The sequence below is a fragment of the Bradyrhizobium sp. RD5-C2 genome (assembly GCF_019972155.1).
Lineage (GTDB): Bacteria > Pseudomonadota > Alphaproteobacteria > Rhizobiales > Xanthobacteraceae > Bradyrhizobium.
Map to the genome: position 1 here is coordinate 343,928 of NZ_BOVL01000008.1, position 14,979 is coordinate 358,906.

Annotated in this window: 11 protein-coding genes; 7 read left to right on the forward strand and 4 right to left on the reverse strand. The window is 65.0% G+C overall.

Annotated elements, in window-relative coordinates:
- Positions 1 to 215: 215 nt before the first annotated feature.
- On the forward strand, positions 216 to 2,213 hold the full coding sequence (locus BraRD5C2_RS09400; protein ID WP_223967998.1) for a hypothetical protein: 1,998 nt from the start codon (positions 216 to 218) through the stop codon (positions 2,211 to 2,213).
- Between the two features lie 165 nt (positions 2,214 to 2,378).
- Here the strand turns inward: BraRD5C2_RS09400 and aspS are convergent, their stop codons facing one another.
- Complete coding sequence (gene aspS / locus BraRD5C2_RS09405; protein WP_223967999.1) at positions 2,379 to 4,151, reverse strand: aspartate--tRNA ligase; 1,773 nt, start codon at positions 4,149 to 4,151, stop codon at positions 2,379 to 2,381.
- 196 nt (positions 4,152 to 4,347) lie between these two features.
- Between aspS and BraRD5C2_RS09410 the strand changes: the two genes are divergently transcribed.
- On the forward strand, positions 4,348 to 5,820 hold the full coding sequence (locus BraRD5C2_RS09410) for a protein adenylyltransferase SelO (protein WP_223968000.1): 1,473 nt from the start codon (positions 4,348 to 4,350) through the stop codon (positions 5,818 to 5,820).
- 117 nt (positions 5,821 to 5,937) lie between these two features.
- On the opposite strand, the gene BraRD5C2_RS09415 is transcribed toward BraRD5C2_RS09410, so the two are convergent.
- The gene (locus BraRD5C2_RS09415; RefSeq protein WP_223968001.1) at positions 5,938 to 6,927 is read right to left on the reverse strand and encodes a zinc-dependent alcohol dehydrogenase family protein; all 990 of its coding nucleotides are present in this window, start codon (positions 6,925 to 6,927) and stop codon (positions 5,938 to 5,940) included.
- A 119-nt stretch (positions 6,928 to 7,046) separates the two neighbouring features.
- On the opposite strand from BraRD5C2_RS09415, the gene BraRD5C2_RS09420 reads away from it, so the two are divergent.
- From BraRD5C2_RS09420 to BraRD5C2_RS09440, 5 genes are all read left to right on the forward strand, one after another.
- Entirely contained in the window at positions 7,047 to 7,946 is a 900-nt protein-coding gene (locus tag BraRD5C2_RS09420) for a LysR family transcriptional regulator (RefSeq protein ID WP_223968055.1), read from the forward strand.
- A 349-nt stretch (positions 7,947 to 8,295) separates the two neighbouring features.
- Entirely contained in the window at positions 8,296 to 8,688 is a 393-nt protein-coding gene (locus BraRD5C2_RS09425) for a VOC family protein (RefSeq protein ID WP_223968002.1), read from the forward strand.
- A 148-nt stretch (positions 8,689 to 8,836) separates the two neighbouring features.
- Positions 8,837 to 10,141, forward strand: a complete 1,305-nt coding sequence (locus tag BraRD5C2_RS09430; protein WP_223968003.1) for an SLC13 family permease — start codon at positions 8,837 to 8,839, stop codon at positions 10,139 to 10,141.
- Between the two features lie 92 nt (positions 10,142 to 10,233).
- Entirely contained in the window at positions 10,234 to 11,454 is a 1,221-nt protein-coding gene (chrA, locus tag BraRD5C2_RS09435; protein ID WP_223968004.1) for a chromate efflux transporter, read from the forward strand.
- A 70-nt stretch (positions 11,455 to 11,524) separates the two neighbouring features.
- The gene (locus BraRD5C2_RS09440) at positions 11,525 to 12,673 is read left to right on the forward strand and encodes an acyltransferase family protein (protein ID WP_223968005.1); all 1,149 of its coding nucleotides are present in this window, start codon (positions 11,525 to 11,527) and stop codon (positions 12,671 to 12,673) included.
- Here BraRD5C2_RS09440 and BraRD5C2_RS09445 read toward each other — a convergent pair.
- Positions 12,667 to 13,371, reverse strand: coding sequence for a hypothetical protein (locus BraRD5C2_RS09445; protein ID WP_223968006.1), 705 nt, complete (start codon positions 13,369 to 13,371; stop codon positions 12,667 to 12,669). The two genes, BraRD5C2_RS09440 and BraRD5C2_RS09445, sit on opposite strands and share 7 nt — an antisense overlap.
- The gene (locus tag BraRD5C2_RS09450; protein WP_223968007.1) at positions 13,368 to 14,579 is read right to left on the reverse strand and encodes an OpgC domain-containing protein; all 1,212 of its coding nucleotides are present in this window, start codon (positions 14,577 to 14,579) and stop codon (positions 13,368 to 13,370) included. Before BraRD5C2_RS09450 ends, BraRD5C2_RS09445 begins: the two co-directional genes overlap by 4 nt.
- Positions 14,580 to 14,979 lie beyond the last annotated feature (400 nt).

Sequence of the window (14,979 nt, forward strand, 5' to 3'; positions counted from 1 at the left end):
CCCCGCGTTTCCGGCCCAAATTTCTTGTTTCTATGCTAATCCAGGCAAAAGTCAGTTGTCCGGCAAATCGAGCCGGATGTGAAGCATGTCCCGCCGCCTGGATGCAACATCGGATACTATCCCCGTCAACAGGCCCGGGCGGGCCCGTCATCGATGCTGCACCTTCCGACCGCCGATTGGCAATTTTTTTCCCTTGATGATCCGGAGTTGACCGAATGAAGAAAATTCTGCTCGGCCTGGTCGCCGTCGCAGTCCTCGCGGCCGGCGGCTACTTCGGTTTCGACTTCTATGCCCAGCGCCGGGTCACGCGCGACGTCGAGGCCGCCTTCGAGCAGGTCCGTGCCGCCGGCGCCAAGGCGAGCCACGGCAAGATCGCGTTCGACACCAAGAGCCGCACCCTGACGATTTCGGACATTGCCACCGAGTCAGGGACACAGCCCCCGGTCAACGTCAGGATTGCCAGCCTCACCATGACAGGCCTCGGTCAACCTGACGCGGGCCGGATCTCTGCTGAAAATATCGCATTCAATGATGTTGAGATCGGCGCGACGGGGCCGACGCCGACCATCGCCGTCCTGACCTACAAGGCGCCGCAGATCACGGTGAAGGACTATTCCGGTCCGGCCGGCCTGCCCCAGCTTCCCGCCTCGTCGTCGATCTTCGAACTGTACCGGTTCGCATTCACCCAGCTCGCGAGCATCAACGCATCGTCGGTGACCGCGCCCACCTTGACCGGAACGATGACCTTCAGCGCCGCCGCACATATCGGCGACGGCGCCGGCGGCGAATTCGCCTATTCGGGCCTTGCCATCGAAAACATGAAGAACGGAAAGATCGGCACCAACAAGATCGACAAGGTTGCCTTCACGATCAATTCGCAGGCGGCCGGCAAGGCGATCAAGACGACCGGCGATCTTGCGAATATGGTCGCGACCGATATCGACGTCGGCGCGATGGCGGCGATATTCGATCCGGCCAAAGCCAACGATGACCGGGAGTACCGGGTTCAGGGACGCGTTTCCGCCGGCCCCTACGTGATCACCACCACGACCACGCCTCACCTCAACATGCGGATCGATGGCATGACCATCGACGACGTCAGGATCAACCCGTCAAAGATGCAACTGCCGGCGCTGCTGGCAATGGTCCCGCCACCGGGCAGTCCACCGCCGTCTCCGGCCCAGGCGCGCGAACTGCTGGAGAAGGTCGCCGGCCTCTATGCGGGTGCCGGCATCGGAAATGCCGAGATGCACGGGTTCTCGGTTGAGACGCCGAAAGGCCCGCTCAAGCTTGCCTCGATGCGGTTCAACTTCGAGCACGGCAAGATCGGCGAGCTTGCGGTCGAGGGACTTGATGGCAATGCCGAGAACGGCCCCTTCAAGGTCGGACGTTTCGCGCTGAAGTCGCTCGATGTTGTCAACCTCATGCGGCTGTCGGCACGGTTCGCTGCGCAGAAGCCGTCGCCCGAACAGGCGCTGACGCTGTTGCCCCTGATCGAGGGCGTCGAGGTCAAGGGTGTCACGTCGCCGTACAAATCCACCGGCAAGCCGGTCAACATCGACGTCCTGAGCCTCGACTGGGGCCAGTTCGTCGGATCGATCCCGAGCAAGCTGCGGCTGGTCGCGAAGATGGCGGCGCCGCTGGATGCAGCCGATCCGCGGCAACAGGCACTCGTCGCCGCCGGGATCGACCGGATGGCCGTCGATGCCGATCTCGGCGCGGTCTGGACCGAGGCGTCACGCTCGTTCGCGCTGGAGCCGGTCAAGCTCGACATGCCGGGCCTCCTCAATGCGTCGGCGAAGGTCACGCTCGCCAACGTGCCGCGCGAGGCATTCTCGACCAGCGCCGCGGAATCCCTGGGCGCGGCCGCGCAGATCGAGGCAGGCACGATCGAACTTGCCGTCCACGATCTCGGCGTCATCGATCTCGCCATCGCCCAGTACGCGCGCACCCAGAATGTCAGCCGCGACGAGGCGCGCAGCGCCGTCCTCAACAGCATCAAGGCGCAGGGCCAAGCGTTGAGCGGAGGCAGTGCCGATGTCACGGCGCTCGTCACCGCTATCAGCCAGTTCATCGAGACGCCGGGACAGACGCTGGTCATCAAGCTGACGCCACGCGCGAAAGCGCCGGCGCTTCAGCTGATGCAACTGCTCAAGACCGATCCGCCGTCGGCGCTGGCGCAATTCCGGATCGAGGCCTCGACCGGACTGTGACGCGCTCGCCGTTCTTTTCCCTCTCCCCGTTCTTACGGGGAGAGGGTCAGGGTGAGGGGCTGATTCCGCAAATTCAGGAAGACGAGTTTACGCGGAAAGAAGTCCCTCACCCGGCGCTTCGCGCCGACCTCTCCCCGCAAGCGCGGGGCGAGGTAACTTCACAGGCTAGCTCTTCGCCGGCGGGTTGGTCTTGATGTGCAGCTCCTTGAGCTGCTTCGGCGTGGCTTCCGACGGCGCGCCCATCAGAAGGTCCACGTACTGCTGATTCATCGGGAACAGCGAGACCTCGCGCAGATTGTTGGTGCCGCACAACAGCATCACGATGCGCTCGAGACCGGCCGCCATGCCGCCATGCGGCGGCGCGCCGTACTGGAACGCGCGGTACATGCCGCCGAAACGGTCGATGACCTCCTGCTCGCCGTAGCCTGCGATCTCGAACGCCTTCACCATCGCTTCCGGCTTGTGGTTCCGGATGCCGCCTGACGCCATCTCGTAACCGTTGCAGGCGATGTCGTACTGGAACGCCTTGATGGTCAGCGGGTCCTGCGACTGCAGCGCCTCCAGGCCACCTTGCGGCATCGAGAACGGGTTGTGCGAGAAGTCGACCTTCTTGTTCTCCTCGTCATACTCGTACATCGGGAAGTCGACGATCCAGGCGAACTCGAACCGGTCCTTGTCGATCAGGTTCAATTCCTCGCCGAGCTTGGTGCGCGCCAAGCCTGCGAACTTCCAGAACTTCTCCGGGTCGCCTGCGACGAAGAATGCAGCATCGCCCTCGTTGAGGCCGAGCTGGTCGCGGATTGCGGCAGTGCGTTCCGGGCCGATGTTGTTGGCGAGCGGACCTGCGCCCTCGCCGCCCTCGCGCCACATGATGTAGCCGAGGCCGGGCTGGCCCTCGCCCTGCGCCCAGGAGTTCATGCGGTCGCAGAACGCGCGGCTGCCACCGCCGGTGCCCGGGATCGCCCAGACCTGGTTCTTCGGGTCTTCCAGCATCCGCGCGAACACCTTGAAGCCGGAGCCGCGGAAGTGCTCGGAGACCTCCTGCATCACGATCTTGTTGCGCAGGTCCGGCTTGTCGGAGCCGTATTTGCGCACCGCTTCCGCGAACGGAATCCGCGGCCAGTTCTTCGTCACCGGCTTGCCGTTGGCAAAATCCTCGAACACGCCGGTGATGACGGGCTCCATCGCCGCGAACACGTCGTCCTGGGTGACGAAGCTCATCTCGACGTCGAGCTGGTAGAACTCCGGCAGACGGTCGGCGCGCGGATCCTCGTCGCGGAAGCACGGCGCAATCTGGAAGTAGCGGTCGAAACCCGACATCATCAGGAGCTGCTTGTACTGCTGCGGCGCCTGCGGCAGCGCGTAGAACTTGCCGGGATGAATCCGCGACGGCACCACGAAATCGCGCGCGCCTTCCGGCGAAGACGCCGTCAGGATCGGGGTCTGGAATTCGAAGAAGCCCTGCTCCTTCATCCGCTTGCGCATGGAATCGACCACAGCGCCGCGGGTCATGATGTTCTGGTGCAGCTTCTCGCGACGCAGGTCGAGGAAGCGATACTTGAGCCTGATATCCTCAGGATATTCCTGCTCGCCGAACACCGGCAGCGGCAACTCGGCCGCCGCGCCGAGCACCTCGATCTCCTTGATGTAGACCTCGATCATGCCGGTCGGCAGTTCCGGATTATCGGTGCCGGCGGGACGGCGGCGCACCTTGCCGTCGATCCGCACCACCCACTCCGAGCGGAACTTCTCGACCTCGGCGAACGCCGGCGAGTCCGGATCGGCCACGCACTGGGTGATGCCGTAATGGTCGCGCAGGTCGACGAACAGCACGCCGCCATGGTCCCGGACACGGTGGACCCAGCCTGACAGCCTGGCCGTCTGGTCGATATCGCTCTCTCGGAGCGCGCCGCATGTGTGTGACCGGTAGCGATGCATATTCGTTCCAAAACTGATGTCGGAGGGTCGAATCGCGACAGGGCCAAAATGCCCTGTCCGAAGTTGCGGAGGGTTTACCCGACGAGGCCGGGTGCGGCAACCAAGGGAACGCCCGGTTTTCGGGCCAAACGGCAGATTTTCCGCACCGACGCCGCCAATCGTTTGCCTATTCGGCCCGCGGGCCTATCTTCCCGATATGACCATCCATTTCCCGTTCCAGAACACCTATTCGGCGCTGCCGGCGAACTTTTTCGCCCGCGTCGCGCCGACCCCGGTGGCCGCCCCCCGGCTGATCAAGCTGAACCGGCCGCTCGCGGTCCAGCTCGGGCTGGATCCGGACCTGCTCTCGACGGCGGAGGGCGCCGAAATCCTCGCCGGCAAGCGGCTGCCTGATGGCGCCGACCCGATCGCCATGGCCTATGCCGGCCATCAGTTCGGGCACTTTGTTCCCCAGCTCGGCGACGGCCGCGCCATCCTGCTCGGCGAGGTCATCGACAGGGACGGCACCCGCCGCGACATCCAGCTCAAGGGATCGGGCCCCACCCCGTTCTCCCGCCGCGGCGATGGCCGCGCCGCGCTCGGCCCGGTGCTGCGCGAATACATCGTCAGCGAGGCGATGTTCGCCTTGGGCATCCCGACCACGCGTTCGCTCGCCGCGGTCGTCACCGGCGAGGCCGTGATGCGCGAGACCGCACTGCCCGGCGCGGTCCTGACCCGCGTCGCCGCGAGCCACATCCGCGTCGGCACCTTCCAGTTCTTCGCCGCTCGCGGCGACACCGACGGCGTGCGTGCGCTGGCCGACCATGTCATCGCCAGGCACTATCCCGAGCTGAAGGATGCCGCCCAGCCCTATCACGCACTGCTCGCCGGCGTCGTGGCGCGGCAGGCCACGCTGGTCGCGCGCTGGCTGCTGGTCGGCTTCATCCACGGCGTGATGAACACCGACAACTCCTCGATCTCGGGCGAGACCATCGACTACGGCCCCTGCGCGTTCCTCGACGCCTACAATCCGGCGCAGGTGTTTTCCTCGATCGACGAGATGGGCCGCTACGCCTATGCCAACCAGCCGCGGATCGCGCTGTGGAATCTGACCCGGCTCGCCGAGTGCCTGTTGCCGCTGTTCGACGGCGAGCAGGAGAAGGCCATCGAACAGGCGCAAGTGATCCTCGGCGAATTCCCGGAGAAATTCACTGCGGCCTATCAGGCGGGGCTGCGCGCCAAGGTCGGCCTGTCCACCGCACGCGACGGTGACGAGGCGCTGATCCAGGACCTGCTCGACGCGATGGCGAAGAACGCAGCCGACTTCACGCTGACCTTCCGCCATCTCGGCGACGCAGCCAGCGGCGACGCCGCCGACGTCCGCGCGCAGTTCACCGATCCGGCAGCGTTCGACGAATGGGCCGGCCGCTGGCGCGCCCGCCTCGCGCTGGAGAGCGAGACGCCGGCCGAACGCAAGGCCGCGATGGGTGCCTTCAATCCGGCCTTCATCCCGCGCAACCACCGCATCGAGGCGGTGATCCAGGCGGCCGTCAACAGCGACGACTACGCCCCGTTCGAGGAGTTGCTGACGGTGCTGGCGAAGCCTTACGAGGATCAGCCGCAATTCGCGGCCTACGCCGATCCGCCGCTGCCCGAGCAGATGGTGACGCAGACTTTCTGCGGGACGTAAGGCCTCCACATCGTCATTGCGAGCGCAGCGAAGCAATCCATCGCGCCACATGCGCTGAACAATGGATTGCTTCGTCGCTTCGCTCCTCGCAATGACGGTGGGGATCGTCAGTACCTCTCACACCGTCACGACGATCTTCCCGAACTGCACGTTCGACTCGAGATACCGGTGCGCTGCAACGATCTCCTCGAACGGAAACGTCTTGGCAATGATCGGCTTCAGCGCGCCATCTGCAAGCCCCTCGAGGATGAACGCCTTCGCCATGGCGAGCCGCGCTGGATCCTGGACGATCTCGTGCACGCGGTAGCCGCGCAGCATCAGGCTCTTGCTCAGCACGGTGAACAGCGGAAACGGCGTCGGCTCCGGGCTGAGCCCGCCATACTCGATCAGGATGCCGCCATGCGCCATCGCTGATGTCAGCGGCATGAAGACGGGACCGCCGACCGGATCGAGCACGACGCGAACTCCGTTCAGCCCTGCGATCTGCTCCAGCCTCGATTGCAGGTCCTCCTCTGCCGACGCGATCACGTGCGCAGCGCCGGCGTCGCGCAAGGCCCGCGCCTTGGCCGAGGTCCGCGTCACCGCGATCGGGATCGCACCGACACGATTGGCGATCTGGATTGCGGCGAGGCCAACGCTGCTCGATGCTGCCGTGATGACGACGACCTCGCTCCGCCCAAGCTTCGCAATATCAATCAAGGCGCCGTAGGCCGTGAGATATTGCATCCACACCGCGGCGGCTTCCTGAAAACTCAGCTCTGGCGGATGCTTGACGACCAGTTCGGCCGGGAACGTCGCGAGCTCGGCATAGGCCGGCCACCGCGCCATCGAGATCGGCGGCACGATGCTGACGGCATCACCTAGGGCGAAACGGTCGACCCCCTCGCCGATCGCTTCGGCAAGGCCGGCTGCCTCAAGGCCGAGGCCGGACGGCAGCGCCGGCGTCTCGATGTAAGTCCCCGTGCGCATCAGGGCCTCGGCGCGGTTCAGTCCGAGCGCCTTGATCCGAATCCGGACCTCGCCGCGCGCCGGCGGCGCGATCGCCACATCCTCGATGCGCAGCACCTCGGGACCACCGTGTTGATGAAAACGAACCACGCGAGCCATCGGCAACACTCCAAAGCAGTTGAATTGCAAAACAGTTCAGTTGAATGAGCTATGCCAAGGCCGGTTCAGCGGATAAATCATCCCGCAGACTGAACAGTCCAAACTGAGGGTTTCGAATGATGGATCGCCTGACCAGCATGGCCGTGTTTCTCAGGGCGGTCGATCTCGGCTCTTTCGCGGCCACCGCCGACGCGCTCGAGATGTCCGGCCCGATGGTCGGCAAGCATGTCCGCTTCCTCGAGGAGCGGCTCGGCGTTCGCCTGATCCACCGCACCACGCGGCGTCAGAGCCTGACCGAGTTCGGGCAGGCCTATTACGAGCGCTGTCGCGCGGTGCTCGCCGAAGCTGATGCCGCCGACGCGCTCGCGGCCGATCAGCTGTCCGAACCGCGCGGACGCCTCAAGGTGACGATGCCGGCGCTGTTGGGCCGGCACTGCATCGCGCCGCTGCTGCTCAAGCTGACGCAGAAGTATCCTGCGCTGGAGCTCGATCTCTCGTTCGGCGATCCGGTCGCCGATCTGATGGAGGGCGGCTACGATTTTGCGATCAGGACCGGCGATCTCGACGAGCAATCCGGCGTGATCGCGCGGCGCATCGCGCGCCAGCGCATGGTGGTGTGCGGCTCGCGCGCGTATCTGAAGGCCAACGGCAGGCCGCGCACGCTCGACGAGCTCGGCCAGCACCGGGCGATCGTCTATCGCCGCCGGGGGCGCGCGCGCCCGTGGCTGTTCCCGCGCGACGGCCAGAAGCCGCGCGAGGTCTGGCCTGCCGGGCGGCTCAGGCTCGACGATCTCGAAGCCATCGCCGACGCTGCCGCGCGCGGCATGGGACTGGCGTGGCTGCCCTCCTGGCTGGTGCGCGAGCGCCTCGAGCGCGGCACGCTGGTCCGCGTTCTCGGCAACGAGGGTGAGCTTCCCTACGATTGCCATGCGCTGTGGCTGCCGACGCCGCGACTGCCGCTGAAGGTCCGGCTCGCGGTCGACGCGCTCGCAGCCGCGCTGCCGAAGCTCGTGGCGTAGCGCCAACGCGTTGTTCCACGATGCCCGTCGTGAGCGTTAACTCACCCTCCACCATGCCGGGAGGCTGGCGGCGGTAACCATAAGGCTTAACAGCGCGTCAACGCTCCCCCAACAAGTCTAACTGTTTCTAATGGGGGAGAATGGCCCGTGGACGCATTTGCATTCGAATTCATGGGACTGGCAATGATCGCGCTGTGTCTCGTCGTGCTGGCGATGCCGGCGGCGCGGCGGCCGTCGAAGAACATGCGCTACGAGTGACGCACCCGACGCGGCGCACGAGCCGCGCGGATCGGTGTGTGATAGAGAGGCGCTCCGCCCGGGCCGTCGTCGTCAATGCAGGAGATCGTTCATGTTGGACCACGTCTCCATCACCGTATCCAATATACGCGCCGCCGAGCCCTTCTACGACGCCGTGATGGCAGCGCTCGCCGTCACCAAGATGAGCAGTGGCGAGACGTGGATCAGTTACGGCGAGCGCTGTGACGCCGATCATCCGGACCTGACCTATTTGCTGATCCGCCCCGGACCGGTGCCCGATGAAGCATACGGGCGGCATTGGTGCTTCAAGGCGCAACGCCGCGAGCAGGTTGACGCGTTCTGGCGTGCCGGGCTTTCGGCAGGAGGATGCGACGAAGGCGCGCCGGGTCTGCGTCCCGAATATCACCCCCACTACTACGGGGCGTTTCTGCGCGACCCCGACGGCAACCGGATCGAAGCTGTCTGCCATCGGCGTTTCGCGTAACGCCGCATCGGGCGCGACGCGGACTTCACGCCACGCACCGGTCGCCCCGCCATCCCGGCACGTCAGCCTTGCCCGATCACGGCCACGCAGCCGGGTTGCGCGGTGCTATGGTCGCGTCGTCCTGCCCTCGTTCCCTTGATTCCCTGACATGACCGAGACCGCCTCGTCGCTGATCCATCCCGGCTGGTTTGCCGCGATTGCCATCCTGCTCTGGGCCACCAGCCTGCTGCCGGAATTCCTCACAGCGCTGCTGTTCTTCGCCGCAGTCGCCGTGTTCCACGCGGCGCCGCCGGACGTGCTGTTCTCAGGCTTCCAGTCGGAGGCGTTCTGGCTGGTGCTCGGCGGCTTCGTCATCGGCACCGCGATCCGCAAAGTGGGGCTGGCCGACCGGATCGCGCGGCTGCTCGCAGACCATCTCAATGGCTCCTGGTTTCGGATGGTGGCCGGCGTGATCCTGCTGACTTACGCGCTGGCCTTCGTGATGCCCTCGAACATGGGCCGCATCGCGCTGTTGATGCCGATCATCCTGGCGCTGGCCGATCGCGCCGGCTTGGCGGAGGGATCGCCGGGCCGCGCCGCGCTCGCACTCGCCGTCGGCTTCGGCACCTATCAGCTGTCGGCGTCGATCCTGCCGGCGAACGTGCCGAACCTGATCATGACCGGCGCCGCCGAGCGCGCCTATGGCGTGCACTTCGATTACATGTCGTATCTCGTGCTGCATGCGCCTGTCATCGGCATCCTCAAGGGGGGCGTGCTGATCGGCTGCCTGGTGTGGCTGTTTCCTGCATCGCCCAAGCCGATCGAAGGCGGCGCCGAGGCGACACCGATGAGCGCGGCCGAATGGCGGCTCTCGATCATCCTGCTTGCGACGCTCGCATTCTGGATGACGGACTCTCTGCACGGCATCCGCCCGGCCTGGGTCGGGCTGGTCTCCGCATGCCTTTGCCTGCTGCCGCGCGTCGGCTTCCTCAACGGCGAGGAATTTGCTGCCGGCGTCAATGTCCGCACCTGCATCTATCTCGGCGGCATTCTCGGGCTTGCTGCCGTGGTCGCCTGGTCGGGGCTCGGCACCGCGATCGGCGATCTCATTATTCCGCACCTGCCGCTCGATCCGGCGCGGCCGGCGGCGGATTTCGCCTCGATGATCGGGCTTGCCAGCCTCTTGAATTTCGTTGTCACCGCCAACGGCGTCCCCGCGGTGTTCACGCCGCTTGCGGCCTCGCTCGCCGCGCACACCGGCCTCAGCCTTCCCACCGTGCTGATGTCGCAGGTGTTCGCCTATGCGACGCCGCTGTTGCCGTATCAGGCCGCACCGATCGTGGTCGCCGCTGGCATGGCCCGCGTGCCGACCAGCGCGGCGGTCAAGATGTGCCTCGTCGTAGGCCTGATCTCCTTTGTCGTGCTGGCGCCGCTCTATCTCGTCTGGTTCCGGCTGCTCGGCTGGATCGGCTGACGGTCGTCGCGAGAATATCGCGCTTGGGCGTCATCGATTGACGATATGCTTGCGCTGATGACATGGAACGCAAGCCAGGGAATTGACGACGCTTGAACGATACCGACGTCCAGCACGCCAACACATCAGCCGCGAGGTCAGCACACTCGCCTCTCGAGGTGCTGCTCATTTTCCTCAAGCTCGGTGTGACTTGCTTCGGCGGGCCGATCGCGCATATCGGCTATTTCCGCGACGAGTTCGTCATCCGCCGGCGCTGGCTTGACGAACAGGCCTATGCGGATCTGGTCGCGCTCTGCCAATTCCTGCCGGGGCCTGCGAGCAGCCAGGTCGGCTTTTCGCTTGGCCTGATGCGCGCTGGCTATCTGGGCGCACTCGCGGCCTGGACCGGCTTCACGCTACCCTCGGCGATCGCGCTGGTGCTGTTTGCCTTCGGCGCCGGCGGATTGAGCGGCCCGGCCGGCGCGGGCCTGGTGCATGGCCTCAAGCTGGTCGCGGTGGCGATCGTGGCGCAGGCGGTCTGGGGCATGGCGCGCTCGCTCTGTCCCGACCGCGAGCGCGCATCGATCGCGACGGTCGCGGCGCTCATCATCCTCACGAGCTCCTCGTCGATCGCGCAGATCGGCGCCATCGTGCTCGGTGCCGTCGCCGGGCTGTGGTTCTGCCGGGCAGCGCAACCGGCCGACGGCGTCACTCACATCTCGATGCCGGTGTCGCGCCGCGTTGGCCTCTGCGCAATGATCCTGTTCCTTGCCCTGCTGGTCGGGCTGCCGCTGCTCGCCCGCGCATGGCCCGGCCTCGGCCTGTTCGAAGCCTTCTACCGCTCCGGCGCGCTGGTGTTCGGCGGCGGCCATGTCGTGCTGCCGCTGCTCCGCGAAGCCGTGGTGACGCCGGGCTGGATCGGCGACGATGCGTTCCTGACCGGCTACGGCGCAGCACAAGCCGTGCCGGGCCCGCTGTTCACCTTCGCGGCCTATCTCGGCGCCGTGATCGGCGGCGTGCCGGGCGCGCTCGTCGGCCTCGTCGGCATCTTCCTGCCGGGACTGCTCGTCCTGCTCGCGGCGCTGCCGTTCTGGGATGGCTTCCGCAAGCGGCCGGCGGCGCAGGCGATGATGCGCGGGGTCAACGCCGCCGTGGTCGGCATCCTCGGTGCCGCGCTGTACGATCCGGTCTGGATCAGCAGCGTGCAGCGTCCGCTCGATTTCGGCATCGCGTTATCAGGCTTCGTCCTGCTCACGGCATGGCGCGCCCCGCCGCTCGTGGTGGTCGTCCTCAGCGCGGCCGCCGGCATCGCCACCGGCCTCCTGCAATCGTGAACAGCGACGCCGCCCCCGCGCGGGCCAAATTAAGAACGCTTTCATGCCTGGCCGCCATCATTGAAGGCGTATGCCGAGCGTACCCAAACAACCGGATCCGACCCGGGTTCGCGTGCTCGACCTGCTGCGGCTCGCCGCGGTCGGGGCCGTGATCCTGTACCATTACGGCTTCTGGGGCACGGCATCGCACGGCGTTCAGAAGGTGGCGTTGCCGTACCTCGCACCGGTCGCGCAGTACGGCTTCCTCGGCGTCCCCGTGTTCTTCGCGATCTCCGGCTTCGTCATCGCCTACTCGGCCGAAGGCCGCACGCCGATCGGATTTGCGATCGCCCGCTTCAGCCGGATCTATCCGACCTTCGTCATCTGCATGACGCTGACCTTCCTCACGACGCTGCTGCTGGGCCAGGTGTATTTCCACGTGACGTGGAGCCAATGGCTGGCAAACCTGGTCATCGCCGCGCCGATGCTCGGTCAGCCCTACATGGACGACGCCTACTGGTCGCTAGTGATCGAGGTCGTGTTCTACGTCTGGGTCGCACTGTTCCTGGCCTGGGGCATTTTCCCGCGGAAGATCGACACCATCATTCTGGCGTGGATCGCCATCACCTTCGTCAACGAGCTGACGCTGGACGTTCCGCTGTTCGAGAAGCTGTTCATGGCCGACGACAGCGGCTTCTTCGCCGTCGGGCTCTTGATCTACGAGCATTATCGCGGACGGCGCGACACCAGGCTCTACAGCCTGCTGACGCTGGCGATGGGCACCGCGACGTTCCAGGCCGTGCATAAGCTGGAACGGCTCGGCGTCCACACCCATGGCAGCTTCGATCCGCGCGTCGTGACCGCGATCTGCATCGTCTCGCTCGGCATCGTGTTCGCCGCGACCCGGATCAAGTCGGTGCCGCTGCCGGACGGCGTCGTGAGGGCCGTCGGCGGCATCACCTATCCGCTCTATCTGCTGCACCTGCAACTCGGCTACGTGATCCTCCTCCTGATGACGCCAACGCCGGACGCGGTTTCGACCGCGCTCGTGGTGGCAGGCATGGTGGCGCTGGCATGGTTCGTCTGGCGCTTCCTCGAAGGCCCGGCGCATTATCTCGTCAGGAACAGACTCACGATGCTGGCGTCACGGCACGGATGGCCGTCGCGCATTCGCGACGCAAGGATCGATCCGGGCCACATCGCCGCCCCGGTCGAGGCCGGGCAAATCGCCAATCACTGATTGCACCGAGACCAGCGATTGCGCGCCCATCCGGCGCAGAACACGGCATCAGCGCTACCGGGAATGGTCTGCGCGAACCACCGGTCGACATCCGGCGAGGTTTGCGTCCGCGGCTCATCGCGATAGCGAAGCTGGCCATAGGCGCCCCGCATCGCCATCGTCGCCTTCTCGATGGCCTGACGAGGGTACAGGGTTGCCGCCAGGCTGAGACAAAGCTCGTCGAGATCGCTCGCGTGTATCTCGCCCGGAATGGCCGGCACGACGCTTCGACATTGCGCGCGACCCAAGACGTAGATGACCGGATTTCGCGTCCGCCAGCACAGGCAGAATTCTGCCGGCGCCGCCGGACTACCGAACTCCGCCGTCATGGCCGTATCGAACATCCGCTTGAAGAAGCCGCTGCCCCGATAGCTGTCTCTGACTGCGGTGCCCGAAAGATAGATCACCGAGGTGCCGGCAACAGCCAGGCGCTGAACGATCATGTAAGCCACGCATGCGCCGCCGTGGTGGAGCAGGACAATGCCGTGGTCGGCCTTGAACGGTGAGTGCTGGCGCGACCAGAATCTTTCCTCCGCCAGCCAGTTCGTGTCGATGATGCTGCTGATGTCGTCGAGCACGGCATCGCGGCGATGCTCCGGGACATCAGAGGCGATTTGAAACAGCTCGCTGGTAACAGCCCCAGGCGGCGTCGCGATCAAGGCAGCTCCTTGTTGCTTATTAATCCAGTTCGGTCGGCAATCTTCCGTCGAAGCTCTGCATGTGTCACATCGACGAACAAATTCGGAATGTTGTCGGCGCGATGCAACAGCCATGCCGCGACGACCATGATCGCAATTCCGGCCGCGCTCACCACGAGCTGTGCGATGACCGCGCCGCTGTATTGGGTCAAGACCCAATGGGCGGAGAACGAAAGCAAGACCCCGAGGCAAAAGATCGGAAGCGAATGCTCGCCGCACAAGGTCAGTGGACGCAATGATCGGGATTTCAGCGGCGGCCAGTCCCGCGGAATCAGGCCATGGACAACGACCGCGAGCGCGAGAAAGTGGGTCAAGCGCAACATATCCAGGTCCGTTTTGTCGATCGGGTAGATGAACTTCATCATCCATCCCGGTATGAACGTCTCCAGCGCATGGAAATGCCAAGTCATCACGATCAGGAACGAAAAGATCAGCCACGCAATCGCGACCGCTGCGACGATCCGCGACTGGATCAGTCTGGAGATCTGAGACAATGCGCCCATCCCACACCACTGGCCGAATACAAAGAGCAACTGCCAGCAAAATGGATTGAAGTACCACGTTGTGCCCGGTGGATAGGAGGCGATGTTCCAATCAAACCATCGCGCCAGCACGTAGAGAACAATCGAGGCCAGCAAGGTGAGATTGGGGCGACGCACCAAGCCCCAGATGACCAGTGGGGCCGCGAGCAGCAAGACAATGAACAGCGGCAGCACGTCGAGATCCACGGGCTTGTATCGCAGGGTGAGCGCCTGCCCGATCAGGATATCCGGATGCTGGAGAAAATTGAAAACGTTGAATTCGTTCTCATACATCGGATTGTCGAGCCGTCGGGAGGTTCTCGCGACCTGGGCCGTGAAGATCAGGAACAGCATGATATGCGCCGCGTAGATATGCGCGGCCCGCGTCCACAGCCGCTTCGCTGCAGACAGCAGGAATCCTGAAGCGATGATTGGGCCGTAGATGAAGCCGGCAAGGTAACCCGAGATGAAAACGAAGAACTCCGCAGCGTCACTGAAGCCGTAGTTGCGCAGCGTTATCCAGCCGATGGCTCCATCATTGGGGATGTGATCCAGAAATATCATCCACAACCCGAGCCCTCTGAACAGGTCGAGCCGAACATCGCGTTCGATGGTTTCCTCGATCTGGTTCGCGTGGTGGAGCTCCATCGGACGACCCTCACTCGGCTGCTTCTGAGATCGCGATAGCTGCACCCGTCGGAGCCTGAATTCGCGTCGGGCCGGAATGCGTTAGCCGACAGCGAATCCGGCTCAGCAGGGGAAGATCATTGACATCCTTATACTCTCGCGTGCCATCGCCGTCCAAGTGCCGCTCCCATTCCAGCTCGTGGTGCTGACGAGAGCACGCGAAGCGGACGGTGAAGGGTCCTGACGCCCTAGAGCGGCGAAACGAAGAGCAAGACTCGGGCGACTCATGTTGCGAGAATGCGAAGATGCGTCCACAGCCTCAACTGTCATCGCCCGGCTCGACCGGGCGATCCAGTACGCCGCGGCTTCCCGGCTCAAGCACAGGCGTCTCTGGAATACCGGATCCCCCCCCCCCGGCGGG

Bases quoted from the DNA above. Each gene is read 5' to 3' on its own strand.
- BraRD5C2_RS09410 (WP_223968000.1), top strand. From the start codon at position 4,348: ATGACCATCCATTTCCCGTTCCAGAACACCTATTCGGCGCTGCCGGCG.
- aspS (WP_223967999.1), bottom strand. From the start codon at position 4,151: ATGCATCGCTACCGGTCACACACATGCGGCGCGCTCCGAGAGAGCGAT.
- BraRD5C2_RS09400 (WP_223967998.1), top strand. From the start codon at position 216: ATGAAGAAAATTCTGCTCGGCCTGGTCGCCGTCGCAGTCCTCGCGGCC.
- BraRD5C2_RS09430 (WP_223968003.1), top strand. From the start codon at position 8,837: ATGACCGAGACCGCCTCGTCGCTGATCCATCCCGGCTGGTTTGCCGCG.
- BraRD5C2_RS09440 (WP_223968005.1), top strand. From the start codon at position 11,525: ATGCCGAGCGTACCCAAACAACCGGATCCGACCCGGGTTCGCGTGCTC.
- BraRD5C2_RS09450 (WP_223968007.1), bottom strand. From the start codon at position 14,579: ATGGAGCTCCACCACGCGAACCAGATCGAGGAAACCATCGAACGCGAT.
- BraRD5C2_RS09415 (WP_223968001.1), bottom strand. From the start codon at position 6,927: ATGGCTCGCGTGGTTCGTTTTCATCAACACGGTGGTCCCGAGGTGCTG.
- BraRD5C2_RS09420 (WP_223968055.1), top strand. From the start codon at position 7,047: ATGGATCGCCTGACCAGCATGGCCGTGTTTCTCAGGGCGGTCGATCTC.
- BraRD5C2_RS09425 (WP_223968002.1), top strand. From the start codon at position 8,296: ATGTTGGACCACGTCTCCATCACCGTATCCAATATACGCGCCGCCGAG.